At 73.2% G+C, this 13,687-nt stretch carries 3 protein-coding genes; 2 read left to right on the forward strand and 1 reads right to left on the reverse strand.

Going from position 1 to position 13,687, the window contains the following annotated elements:
• Nucleotides 1-465 precede the first annotated feature (465 nt).
• Entirely contained in the window at nucleotides 466-12,420 is an 11,955-nt protein-coding gene (locus ACFVW8_RS35015; RefSeq protein ID WP_389697311.1) for an amino acid adenylation domain-containing protein, read from the forward strand.
• A 94-nt stretch (nucleotides 12,421-12,514) separates the two neighbouring features.
• The gene (locus ACFVW8_RS35020) at nucleotides 12,515-12,955 is read left to right on the forward strand and encodes a hypothetical protein (protein WP_389697313.1); all 441 of its coding nucleotides are present in this window, start codon (nucleotides 12,515-12,517) and stop codon (nucleotides 12,953-12,955) included.
• An 87-nt stretch (nucleotides 12,956-13,042) separates the two neighbouring features.
• On the opposite strand, the gene ACFVW8_RS35025 is transcribed toward ACFVW8_RS35020, so the two are convergent.
• Complete coding sequence (locus tag ACFVW8_RS35025; RefSeq protein ID WP_389697315.1) at nucleotides 13,043-13,648, reverse strand: class I SAM-dependent methyltransferase; 606 nt, start codon at nucleotides 13,646-13,648, stop codon at nucleotides 13,043-13,045.
• Nucleotides 13,649-13,687: the final 39 nt, after the last annotated feature.

Raw genomic sequence — 13,687 nt, forward strand, 5'->3', positions numbered from 1 at the left:
GCTGTTTTTTTTTATAACAGCCCGCATTACACCCCTGGACCAGGCGCCACGACCCCCCCCACCCCCCCTTGACCGGGGGGGTGGCCGGGCGGGGGGGGGCGGGGGGGCGGGCCCCCCCCGCCCCCCGCCGATCGGTACGTGGCGGGTACGTCTCTCGGGTCTGCTGACGAGCACGGCGCAGCACGGGTCCGAGAACCGGCGATTCCGTCGTCGGCCGGCCTGTCGCCCCCGGCCCGGGCCGGGGGCAGACCGCTTCGCGCACCGACAGCAATGCGCCTGCCCCCACAGAGACGAACGTCATAGTGCCGCCGTTTGCCGGACGGCCCGGCCCCCACAACACTGCCCTACCAGGCCCCTCTGCACAGCGCCGAACGGGGGCGCGGGCTCGGGGGCCGGCCGTCTGCCCCACACTTGAATCCTCCGTGACCGCGTCCCGCCTCCCCCCACGCACGAACGAACGGACTCATGAACCCCGAAACGCTTCTGGACGTACTACTGGACGCGGCCCGTCAGGCGCCCGACCAAGTCGTCGTCCACGTCCGCGGCGACGGCAGCGAGACGGCCGTCACCTTCCGGCAGCTCCTCGACGAGGCGCTGCGCGTCGCGGGCGGCCTTCGCGACGCGGGGGTCGCGCCCGGTACCTGCCTGCCCCTGCTCGCGGAACGCAGCGAGGACTTCCAGCCCATGTTCTGGGGTGCGCTCGCGGCCGGTCTGGTCCCGGTGCCGCTCGCACCCGACGCCCGACGGGTCGGTCCGGTGTGGGAGCATCTCGGCCGCCCGCCCGTTGTGGTGAACGCGGCGAGCGCGGACGTGGCCGGCGAACTGCCCGGGCCGGTCGAGGTATTGCGGCTGGAGATGCTGCGGGAATGCCCCACGCCGGCCCGGCTCGCCACGCCGGCCCCCGGCGACCTTGCGTTCCTTCAATTCTCGTCCGGCAGCACCGGGGCGCCCAAGGGGGTGGAGCTCACCCATGCGACCGTGGTGGCCAACCTGCGTCAGATCATCGCGGCCTCCGCTCTCTGCGAACGGGACGTCCTGGTCAGCTGGATGCCCTACTTCCATGACATGGGCCTCATCGGTACCCATCTGGCGCCGCTGGCGGCGCACGCGAAGCAGGTGAAAATCGGTCCGCTCTCGTTCGCGAAGAGTCCGCGCCTGTGGGTCGACGTGGCCGCCGCGCACCGGGCCACGGTCCTGTCGGCCGCCAACTTCGCGCTCGCGCTCGCCGTTCGGCGCATTCCCGACGAGGTGCTCGCCGGGCTGGACCTGAGCCCGGTGCGGCTGATCCTGGTGGGCGCCGAACCGATCTCCGCGACGGTGTGGCGGGACTTCGCCGCCAAGATGCGGCCGGCCGGGCTGGACCCGCGGGCGGCGACTCCCGTGTACGGACTGGCCGAGGCGACCTTGGCCGTCACGTTCCCGCCGCTGGGCGAAGTGGCCGTTCCGGTCGCCCTGGAGCGGGCCGCGTTCAGCCGGGGCCGGGCCGTGGAGCTCGAACCGGGCGGCGACGCCCTGGAAGTGATGGACGTCGGCGTACCGGTGCCCGGCTGCTCGGTCCGGATCACCGACAACGCCCGCCGGCCACTGGGCGACCGGCGGGTGGGACACATCGAGGTGAGCGGCCCGCAGGTCGCCCGCGGCTATCACCGGTTGCCGGAGACGACGGCGGGGTCCTTCACCGGCACCTGGCTGCGCACCGGGGACATGGGATTCCTGCGGGACGACCGGCTGTGCGTCAGCGGCCGGCACAAGGACGTCCTCTTCCTCAACGGCCTTACCTTCCACGCCCCTGACATGGAGGAGGTCGCGAGCACGAGCCCCGGGCTGCCGCCGGGGAACCCGGTGGTGATCGGCTCGACCGACCCGGCGACCGGCGCCGAGCGGGTCGTGGTCCTCGTCCCCTGGGCCCGGCCGCCACGCGGCGCCGCCGAGGTCCTGGACGAGGTCGCGCGGCGGATCCGTGCCGCGCTGCGCCACGACGACGTACGCGTGCTCGCGCTGCCGCCGTCGGCCTTCCCGCGGACCACGAGCGGCAAGTTGCAGAGGCATCGGATGCGCGCGCGTTTCGAGGCGGGTTCGTACCGGCCCCTCGCGCAGTCCGGGATCCCGGAAGACGCCGCGGCCAGGCCGTCGGCCGGGCCGAAGGGGCCGCGCCCGGTGCCCCGCCACCGGGGCGACGTGCGGCAGACGGTGCGCGACGCCTGGGCACGCGTACTGGGACGGTCCGAGGCGTCCTTCGGAGACCGGGACCGGTTCGCCGATCTGGGCGGCACCTCGCTGAAAGCCATGGAGACGCTTGCCGAGCTGGAACAGGCCCTGGAGATCACCCTGGGCCCGGCCGTGATGCGCAACGACACCGTCGCCACGCTCACCGATCATCTGCTGGCCGCGACGGAGGAGAACACGGCGCCGGGGCGGCCCACCGCGAACGAGCGGACGGTTCCGCACGCGGCGGGCGACGTGAGCGCGACAGCGGTCGTCGCAATGGCCTGCCGCTTCCCCGGCGCGAGCACGCCGGAGGAGTTCTGGGAGCTGCTGACAGCCGGCCGCGACGCCATCACCGACGTCCCGCCTGACCGCTGGGGCAGCACGCCGGCCGAGGAGGCGCCGGCCGGGCCGCTGCCCCCCGTGTCCGGCGGACGCCGGGGGGCGTTCCTGGACGACCCGTACGCTTTCGACGCGGGGCATTTCGGCATCGGCGACGAGGAGGCCCACGCCCTGGATCCGCAGGCCCGGATCTTCCTCGAACTCGCTCATGAGGCGCTGGAACGAGCCGGTTACGCCGGACCCCGACGGATCGGCCTGCGGGTCGGTGTCTTCGCCGCCGCCGGGGACAGCGGCTACCGGCAGGTCCTCGCACGCGCCTCCCCCGCCCCGGCACCGTCCGCAACGGCCCTGACGGGCAACCTGCCCAACCTGACAGCCGCCCGGGTATCGCACTGCCTGGACCTGGACGGCCCGGCGCTCGTCGTGGACACCGCGTGTTCATCAGGTCTGGTCGCCCTGCACCTGGCACGGCGCAGCCTCGCGGACGGCGAGTGCGACATCGCCGTCGTCGCCGGGGTCAGCCTTCACCTCACCGCGGACGGGTACCAGGCCCTGGAGGCCGCACAAGCCCTGTCGCCCGGCGGACGCAGCCGCGCCTTCAGTGCGGCTGCCGACGGGTTCGTACCCGGTGAGGGAGGTGCGGCCCTTGTCCTGCGACGCCTGCCGGACGCCCGACGGGACGGCGACGAGGTGCTCGCCGTCGTGCGGGGCACCGCAGTCAACAACGACGGCGCGTCGCTGAGTCTGATGGCGCCCAACCCGCTGCGGCAGCGTGAGGTGATCACTCGGGCGTACGAGGTCTGCGGCGTCGACCCGGCGTCCGTGACCTACGTCGAGGCCCACGGGACGGGCACGGCCGTGGGTGATCCCATCGAGCTGCAATCCCTCGCACACGCCTTCCCGGCCGGTCCGGACGGCAGGCCGCGGCTGCTCGGCTCGGTGAAGACGAACATCGGGCATCTGCTGAACGCGGCTGCCCTGCCCTCATTGGTGAAGGTGGTGCTGGCGCTCGAGCATGGGCGGCTGCCGGCCTCCCTCCATCACACGCCCCCGTCGCCCGCAGTCGAGCAATCGGGATTCGCGCTGGTCACCGAGGCGGCTGACTGGCCGTCGTCCGGTCCCCGCAGAGCCGGCGTCAACGCTTTCGGGTTCGGCGGCACGAACGCGCACGCGGTGCTGGAGCAGGCGCCGCCGACTGCGGAGCATGCTCCGCGTGGGGGCGGTGGCCCGCACCTGATGACGCTGTCGGCGGGCAGTAGGGCCGGTCTGGACGCCTGGGCGTCCCGGCTCCTGGAGCATGTGTCCAGCCACCCGGAGCTGGACGAGGGCGATGTGTGCCTGGCCGCGGCGACGGCCCGCGACGAGGGCGCTCACCGCCTCGCCGTGGTGGCCGACGGCGACCTCCGGGAACGCCTGGCCGCGGCGACCGCTCCCGGCGCCGACCGCGTGCCGGGAACAGTCACGGGGACGGTGGCGAATCGTCCGCGGACGGTCTTCGTGTTCCCCGGCCAGGGTGCGCTCCGGCCGGGCCAGGGACGTGCGCTCCACGCGACGGCGCCGGTCTACCGCGAAACACTCGACGAGGCGTCCGCCCGGGTCGGCGCGGTGAACGGGCGCGAGCTGACCGCCTGGTGCGTCGATGCCGAGGTGGACGCGCGGGCCCAGGCCGCGACGGAAGTGGCGCAACCGCTGCTCGTGGCCCACGGGGTGGCGCTCGCCCGGCAGTTGCAGGCGTGGGGCGTACAGCCGGACGCGCTGGTCGGGCACAGCGTCGGCGAACTCGCCGCCGCCTGCGCCGGCGGGACGCTGTCGTTCGCCGACGCGCTGGACTTCGCGGCGGAACGCGGACGGCTCATGGCGACGTCGACCCCGCCGGGCGTGATGATCGCGGTGCGGGGAGCCGACGAGGAGGACGTGGCCGCCCTGGTCGCGGCGGCTCCGGGGGAACTCGCGGTCGCCGCGTACAACGGTCCCGGCAGGCTGGTGCTCTCCGGCAGCCCCGGCGCGATCGGGCGGGCGGCTGAGAAGCTGTCCGCGCGAGGGGCGGCCATACGCACGCTTGAAGCGTCGCGCGCCTTCCACTCGCCCCTGATGGAACCGATCGCCCAGGCCCTGGCCGACGCGGCACGCGCCGTGGAGGTCACAGGCCCCGGCCTGCCGGTGATGAGCACGCTCACCGCCGAGTGGCATCCGCTCATGGACCCGGACCACCTGCGTGAACACGCTCTGCGGCCGGTGCTGTTCGGGCGGGCCGTGACACGGCTGCTGGAGGAGGGCTACGACACGTTCGTGGAACTCGGCTCGCAGGAGAGCCTCGCAGGTCTCGTCCGTGCGGCTGCCGCCCGGCACCGGAGTGCCGGTACGGCCGGCGTCGACGGCGATGTGCTCGTGCTCTCCGCCCCCTTCGCCCCGGAGCGTCCCCGAGCGCCCCGGGACGGTGCCGCGGGCGGAGCGCGGGAGCTGCTGGCAACGGTGGGGCACCTGTGGGCTCGCGGTGTGGGGCTGAACCGTGCGGAACCCGCCGCGGGCCGCCGGCGGGTTCCTCTGCCGCCCTATCCCTACCAGCGGCAACGCTACCGGCCCGGGGCCGGATCCGGGGAGCACGAGCTGCTGCACCATGTCACCTGGCGGACCGATCCCCTGACCACGGACCGTCGCTGCGGGCCTGTGCTGGTGACCGGCGCCGACCCGGCGGCCGTCCATGAGCTCACACGACGTCTCGCGGAACACGACGTACAGACGGACGTGGCCCCCGGCACCCGCCCCGAGACGGTGCTTCTCCTGGCCGGACCGGCCGGCCACGGCACGGCCGCGGATTTCGACCGGCTTCAGCGTGCGCTGGTCACGGCCTTCCAGGAGGCTCTCACCCTCCTCGATCTGACGGGGGCCCGCCGGCTGCTGGTCGTGACCGAGGACGCGCACGCCACCGGATACGGACGCGAGCGTCCGGACCCGGCACAAGCGGTGCTGGGCGGTCTGGCACTGGCCGTGCCGTCGGAGTGCCCGGGAACGGTGGCCAATTGGGTCGACCTCTGTTCACTGGACGATGCCGGGCAGCGGCTCGGGGCCGTACTCGCCGAGGCGACGGCGCCGCAGGCGGCCGGAGCCGTCGCCTGGCGGGGCGGACAGCGGCTGGTGCGGACCGTCGCCGCACAAGCGGCGGATCTCCCCGGCACCCGGCACCCGCTGCCCGCCGACGGCACCTTCCTGATCACGGGCGGCGGTGGGGCCCTCGGTTCCGCACTGGCCCGGGAACTCGCCGTCCGTGGCCGGCCCGTGCTCTGGCTCACGGGGCGTTCCCCGCAGCCGCCCGCGGGTCTGCTGGAGGAGCTCGCCGGTCTCGGCGCCGACGCCCGCTACCACCGGGCCGACCTCACCGTGCGGGACGACGTCGAGGCGCTGGTGGCCGCGCTGCCTCCGGTGGACGCCCTCTTCCACACGGCCGGAGTGGTGCGTCCCGGGAGTCTGCGCGGGACGAAGGCGGAGGAGACGGCAGAGGCGCTGGGAGCGAAGACGCTCGGCACCGTGCTGCTGTCCGAGGCGTTGCGCCGACGGGGCCGGTACCCCGAGGTGTGTGTGGCGTTCTCCTCTGTCTCCTCGGTACTGCCCGGACTGGCCGGGGCACTCGGTTCCTACGCGGCCGCGAACTCCTTTCTCGACTCGTTCGCCGGCGCCGAGCGGCAGGCGGGGCGTCCCTGGCTGTCGGTGAACTTCGGGCCGTTCGCGCAGACGGGTCTCGCGGCCGCGTTCACCGGCGGCGGTGTCCTCACTCATGAGGGGGGCCGGCCGCTGGCAGCCGCGCCGGCCCTGGCGGCCCTGATGTCCGCCTGCGGCACGGACCTGGCCCAACTGGTCCTCGCCGACGGGGCGGTCCCGCCGGATCGCGCGCCCACCCGGCCTGCGGAGCCGCGCGGGCCCCTGCCCGCGCCGCAGTCCACGACCGGGCACACGTCCGCCACGGCGGACGTGGTGGCCGCCGCGCCCGGTACCGCCGCGGTGCTGCGGGAACTGCTGTCGCGGTCACTGGGAGTCCCGGTGTCCGCCGTGGACGACGACGCGCCGTTCCTCTCGATGGGGCTGGACTCGCTGGGCGCGGTCGACCTCGTCAAACGGCTCGAACGCAGACTGGGCCGGCAACTGCCCGCCACGCTCTTCTTCGAATACCGGACCGTACGCGAGCTGACAGCCCATCTGGACCTGGCCACCGGGGCCGCCGCAGACACCGACAGGGTGCGAGAGCCCTCCCCCGAGCCCGTACCGGACTCCGTCCGGTCTCCCCTGACACCCGTACAACTGGCCCTGTACACCAGTAGTCGCCTGCACCCCGACGTACCGGCCCGCGGCCACCTCAGGATGACGGTCCGCGGCCCCCTGGACACCCAGGTACTCGGCCTGGCACTGGCCGAACTGGCGGTACGGCACGGCATGCTGCGCGTGCGGGTCGACGACTCGGGCGCCGGGCCGGTGCAGCGCCCGGCACCTGCCGCGCCGCTCTCGGCCTGGTACGAGGTCCGCGAGTGCGGTGCGGAGCAGGTGGCCGGCCTGGAGACGGAGCTGTGCAACCAGCCCTTCGACCTGGCCACGGAGCCGCCGGTTCGGGCCGTACTGCTCCGTCAGGGGCCCTCTTTCGCACACTTGTTGCTGGTGGTTCATCATGCGGCGGCGGACGGGTACAGCCTGAACGTCCTGGCCGAGGACCTGTGGTCGCTGTACACCGTGCTGTGCCGCGGGGAGCGTCCGGCCCCGGAGCCGGACGCTCCGAGCTTCGCGGCGTACGCCGCGCTGAGCGCACGGTCCGCCGGCACCAGCACATCGGACGACGACCGCCGCTACTGGGCGGAGCGCCTGGCCGGGAGGGGCGAACCGCTGCGGCTGCCGTACGACGGTGATCCCGAGGCGCCCCCCTCGGGCCCTCTCCGGCAGTACTACGGCTCGCTCGACGCGGCGCTCACCGCCCGCCTGGAAAGGCTGGCCGCCGCACACGAGGTGTCCCTGTTCCATCTGCTGCTCGCCGCCTACGTACGCTGCCTGGCGCGGTGGACGGGGCGCCAGGACATCGCGGTCAACGTGGCTCGTGCCCGGCGCGAGGAACGCTTCGAGGGTGTGGAACGGCTCGTCGGCCCCTTCGCCGACACCCTTCCCCTGCTGTGCGGGACGGCCCTCGACGGGCCGGTCACGGCGCTGGCCGAACGACTGCGCCGCACCTGGCTGGAGAGCGAACGGCACTCCGCGGTGAGCAGTCTGGATCTGGCCGGCCTCCTGCCCGGCGGTGGTCCGCGCACGGCGAGCCCGGCGGGCTTCAGCTTCGCCCGCTTCCCGGCCCGCCTCGGGGCCGACTGCCCGGTAGAGGTACGGGCGGAGGCGGCCGGAACCGGATCGGCCGCAACCCGGCTGAGCCTGCTGTGCTGGGCGGACGGGCCCATGCTGCGCATGTCGTGGAACTTCCCGGACCCGCTGTTCGAACAGGCGACAGTGGCCCGCCTGGACCAGGAGTTCCGCGAGGAGCTGGCCGCGCTGTGCCCACCTCCGGAAGAGTCCCTGCCGGGCCCCGACGCCCCCTCGGCCCCCACGCCGCCTCGTAAGGCGGACGCACAGCACGGTGTGGTCGGCCGACTGCTGGGGCAGTTCCGTGCCACGCCCGACGCGACCGCCGTGGAAGGCGGCGGAACGTCTCTGACCTACGCGGAACTCGACCGCGCCTCCCGTCTGCTCGCCACCCGGCTGCGCGCCGACGGCGTACGGACAGGCCAGCTGGTCGGACTGCTCACCGAGCCCGGCCCGGACACCGTGATCGGTGTGGTCGGCATCCTGCGTGCCGGGGCCGGCTGGGTTCCGCTCGACGCGGCGCATCCTCCTGCCCGGCTGACGGACCAGCTGAAGCGCGCGCATGTCTCCACCGTGGTGTGCCACGCGCCGACCCTGCACACCGCCGACGTCCTCGACGGCGTGCGGGCGGTACGCGGTGACGGCCCGCCGGATCCGGCGGCGGACAACAGCTCCCCCGCAGCCGTGCCCGACGCCGATGCCACCGCGTACGTCATCTTCACCTCGGGTTCCACCGGGCGTCCGAAGGCGGTCCCGATCACGTACCGGGCGATGGAGAACTACCTCGACTGGGCCGTCGCCACCTTCGGCTACGGCGCCGGTGACCGCCTGGCGCAGACCGCGTCGCCGTGCTTCGACGCCTCCGTGCGCCAACTGCTCGCGCCACTTCTGGTGGGCGGCACCGTGGTGACCGTTCCGCGGGACCTGTTGCGGGACCCCGAGTTGCTTCTGGCGTACGCGGAACGGACCCGGATCACCGTGTGGAGCTCCGTCCCGACGCTGTGGGAACAGCTGTTGTCGGCCGCCGAGGAGCGGGTGCGGCGAGGAGCGGGACGACCGGACCTGTCGGCGCTGCGCTGGGTGCACGTGGGCGGTGAGGCACTGCCCGCCTCGCACGTACGGCGGTGGTTCGACCTCTTCGGCGCCGGACAGCGCATCGCCAATCTGTACGGCCCCACCGAAGCGACCATCAACGCCACGTGCCACGTCATCTCGACGCGTCCGGACGACGGCCTCAAGACTCTGCCGATCGGACATCCGGTCACCGGTACCGATCTGTCGGTCGTCACAACCGACGGGGCACCTTGCCGCGTGGACGAGCCGGGTGAACTACTGATCGCGGGAGTGGGTCTGACGGCCGGCTACCTGGACGAACCCGATCTGACCGCTCGGGCGTTCACGATGCTGGACGGGTGTCGGTGGTACCGCAGCGGTGACCGGGTCCGGCGCCGTGGAGACGGCACTCTGGAGTTCCTCGGACGGATCGACGGCCAGGTGAAGATCCGTGGCAACCGGGTCGAGCCCGGAGAGGTCGAGGCAGCCCTCCAGACACATCCCGGCATCGCGCAAGCCTCGGTCATCGCCCGCGAGGGCCGGCTGCTGGCGTACGTCACCACCCGTCCCGGAGCCGGGCGCCCGGAACCGCGGACGGTACGCCGCCACTTGACGGGCATCCTTGCGCCCTACATGGTCCCGGCACGGATCACGGTGATGGACGAGCTGCCGCTCACCGGGACGGGCAAGGTCGACCGCCGTGCGCTCGCCGATCTCCCCGCAGCCGATCTCCCCGCGCGGGAGGAGAGTGCCGGTGATCCGCCCGAGGACTCGTCCCTCACCCCGACTGAGCAGCAACTGGCCGCAATATGGCAGGAGTTGCTGGGACTCGACACCGTCCGCGGGGAGGACGACTTCTTCGACCTGGGTGGGGACTCGATGCTCGTCCTCCAGGTGTTCGCCCGGCTCGCCGAGGTCAGGGCACCGCTGCCCCGGCCGACCGTGATCTACGAACACCGCACCCTGACCGGGCTCGCCGCGATCGTGGACGCGACCGTCGCGGGACGGCACGGCGGCACCGCCGCGGCCCGCGCCTCCGAGTCCGCCGCGACGACTGTGCGCCATCCGGCCCCCTTCCCCGTCACGCCGGCCCAGCGCGGATTCCTGCTCGCGGAGGCCATCTCGCCCGGCGGAAGCGGTTCCTGGCCGGCGCGGCTGCGGCTCACCGGCCGGCTGGACCCGGAGGTGTTCCAGGCTTCGGTGGATCTGCTCGTGGAACGCCACGGCATGCTGCGCACTGTGTTCCCCTCCGGTACCCGGCCACCCGTTCAGCAGGAGCTCCCGCCCTCGCTGCGGCTGCCGGTCGTATTCGAGACGCTCACCGACCGCGCCGAGGTGGCCGAACGCGCGGCGGCCGAGGCGAAGCGGCGCTTCGAGCCGTGGGCCTGGCCGCTGCTGCGCCTTCGAGTCCTCAGCCTCGGGGAGCATGAGCACGTGCTCCTGGTGCACGCCCACCACCTCATCGGCGACGGATACAGCGCCGCACTGCTCGTCCAGGAACTGACCGCGCTCTACGACCGTCTGGCCGCAGGCCGTACAGCAGACCTGCCCGCACCCCGCGCCACCTTCCGCGACCACGCCCTGCTGCCGGCCGAGGAGCAGCCCGGCACCGCGCCGGGCGCTGCGGAGCGCCGGGCCCGGATGGACTACCCGTACCGTCGTCCAGCGCTCCGCGACACCCAAGGAGACAGTGGCGCGGAGCGTGCGGCCGCACCCTTCCGTTCATCGGGGTTCGTACTCGACGCGGACCGGACGGCCGCGCTGCGGGCGCTCGCGGCGCAGGAGGGCGCAACCCTTTACGCGCCACTACTCACCGCGTACTACCAGCAGTTGGCCCGGACGACCGGCCGTACGGATCTGATCGTCGGTCTGGCCGTGAGCGGCCGTGACCACCCGCTGCCCGATGTGCACCGGATCTTCGGCCCGTTCGCCACCGCGGTTCCCGTACGGCCTGCGGCCGGGCAGGGCGACGAGCGCGTGGCAGCGGACTTCGGTGAGGACCTGCGCCGGATCGTGGCCGAGGCCGAGGAGGCGCGCAGGCACGAGGACATCGTGCCCCGCGATGCCGACGGTCTTCCGCTGACGTCGCAGTTCTTCTTCACCTTCCTCGACTTCTCCCTGCCGGCCGCCTCGCACGAGCAGTCGCTGACCGTGTCATGGGACGACGGGGACAGCGCGTTCGCGCCGCCGTCGTCGTCGACGGACGTCTTCCTCGCCGTACGGCCGGAAGGCGCCGGGCTGCGGGTCACGGTGCGAGGATCCGCCGCGGCCCTCTCCCCGGCCGCGCTGGAGGACTTCGCGCGGGCGCTCCGGGAACGGCTCGCACAAGCCGCGGGCCGGCCCGGCACGAACCGCCCACCGGCTCCGAGGAAGACGACGATGGATGCCGCGCTGGTCGGCTATCTGCCGGCCCCTGGCCATCTGGCGCGACTGGCCGGGCTGCCCGAGGACTCGCTGCGACGGGAACACCTGCGCGAGCTGCTCTTCCCCGACGGCGCGCCGCGCCTGCTGGAGACGGTCCGGACCCCGCTGGGGAGGTCGGGTTTCGTCTGCGTGCCCCTCTTCGCCGACGAACTGGACCGGGACGCCGGGCTCGTCGCCCACTCCGCCCGTGCGGTGTCGCTCGCCTCTTCACTCGGAGCCAGGTGTGTCTCGCTGGCCGGGATGATTCCGTCGCTGACCGGTTACGGCTTCGATGTGCTGCGCTCCGCGGACGGACCGGCGGCCGTGACGACCGGGCACGCGGCGACCGTCGTCTCGGTGGTCCGGACGGTGCACGCGGCACTCGAAGCCACGGGGAAGGATCTCGCGGACCTGGATGTGGCATTCGCCGGGCTGGGCTCGATCGGCGCCTCCTCACTGGAGCTGCTGCTCTCCCGGGCCACCCGGCCGCTGCGGCGGCTGGTGCTGTGCGACGTACCCGGCAGCGGGCCCCGGCTGCGACGGCTGGCGCGACGGCTGCAGGAGCGTGGCCAGGTGGGCGAGGTGGAGGTGGCGGAATCCCGTCACACTCTGCCCGACGCGGTGTACGGGGCCGGTCTGCTGGTGACTGCGGTGAGCGGCTCCGGAGCGGTACTTGACGTGGACCGGCTGGCGCCCGGCACCGTGGTGGTCGACGACTCCTTCCCGCATTGTTTCGACACCGGCCGGGCACTGGCACGGATGCGGGAACGCGGAGACGTCCTCGTGCTGGGCGGTGGTCTCCTGCACCTCGGCGAGCTGAGCCGCGAGGCCGCCGAAGGGCTGCCCGCACCGGCTGCGGCAGGCTATCTGGCCCAGCCGTGGATCGAGGGAACCCTCGCCTCCTGCCGGGTGGAGTCGCTCCTGCAGGCGGCGGACCCCGAACTGCCGCTGGTGCAGGGCCTGGTGGACGGGACAGCCGCCCTCGCCTACTGGGAGGCCGTGGAACACGCCGGGGTGGCGGCGGGTCCACTGCATCTGCTGGGCCATACAGTCGGGCCGCATCCCCTGGCGGGGGTGCCGACGCGTCCGTGAGGCGTGCGGGCGGGGTTGGGGCCCCTCGCCCGCACCGCGGGCCTTGCCGGGCCCCTGTGCGCGGGGGGACGGCCTGGCAGGCTAGTTTGCTCGGATGAGTCTCCTTGATGATGTGGCCGAGCGCGACGGCTGGCGGTGCTGGGTGTGTGACGAGGCGGTCGACCCCGACGAGTCGGTGAACGACCCGCGGGGGCCCAGCGTCGACAGCCGGACCGCCGACCGGAAGGCCAAGGTCGCCGAGCGGCTCGCGCATCGCGGATGCAACACCCGCAAGGGCGCGGTGAAGGTGGTCATCGCCTGGCCCGACCGCCTGTACGTGGTCGAACCCGCCCCGCTGATCACCGTTGCCGGGAGACTGGAGCGCAAGGGGGGCCGCGAGATGGTGGGCCGCTGCCCGACCAGGCGGGACGCCCAAGAGGTGGCGGACTGGCTGGTGGACCGGTTCTCCCGGCTGGTACCGGGGCTGCCGGTGACCGCCGGCATCGAGCCCGGCGGCGGACAGTTCCTCGTCACCCTGGCCACCGGCCGCCGCTGACCGGGATTCGCGGGACAGCGGGTCGCTCCATTGGGACCGTCCCCGGCCTGCCCGGTGGACGCGGTGATCAAGACCTGCGGTACGCCCTCACCGACGGTGGACGCTGACGGCATAGCCGCCGCCGTCGTAAGGGGCGGCGTCCCAGGTGGCGAAGCGGTCGACGAGGGTCAGACCGGCCGCGGCGCAGCAGTCGTCGTAGTCCGACAGCGTGAGGTTGGGCGGCACCGGCAGGTGGGCTTCGTCCAGGCCGAATCCGGCGACCAGCAGGCCACCCGGGCGCAGGGCCGCGGACAGGCGCTTCACCACTGTCGTCTCGGTGCCGGGGGCGAGCAACGGGAAGATATTGCCCGCGGCAACGACGAGGTCGAAGCCTCCCTCGATACCGAGCAGGGCCGGCTCGAACTCGGCCAGATCGAGCTGGAACCAGGGCAGTCCGGGCGACCGGTCCCGCGCCACTGCCAGCATCGACGCATCAAGATCCACCCCGACACAGTCGTACCCGAGTTCCGCGAGCCGGATCATGACGCGTCCGGTACCGCATCCGGCGTCCAGCACCCGCGCTCCGGCAGGCACGAGAGCCGCACAGAACCGCGCCTCACCGTGCACGTTCTTGCCACTACGGGCCAGGGTCGCGAATCGTGCGGCGTAGTCCTCCCCGGACGCTTTCCCGGCGAAATCAGTCCAGCGAGTCATAAGGCCGATCCTAACTTGATCTTTAACCTGTGCGGCGTG

Origin of the sequence: Streptomyces sp. NPDC058221 (assembly GCF_042882365.1) — a bacterium.
Taxonomy (GTDB): domain Bacteria; phylum Actinomycetota; class Actinomycetes; order Streptomycetales; family Streptomycetaceae; genus Streptomyces.

Bases quoted from the DNA above. Each gene is read 5' to 3' on its own strand.
- ACFVW8_RS35015 (WP_389697311.1), top strand. From the start codon at position 466: ATGAACCCCGAAACGCTTCTGGACGTACTACTGGACGCGGCCCGTCAG.
- ACFVW8_RS35025 (WP_389697315.1), bottom strand. From the start codon at position 13,648: ATGACTCGCTGGACTGATTTCGCCGGGAAAGCGTCCGGGGAGGACTAC.
- ACFVW8_RS35020 (WP_389697313.1), top strand. From the start codon at position 12,515: ATGAGTCTCCTTGATGATGTGGCCGAGCGCGACGGCTGGCGGTGCTGG.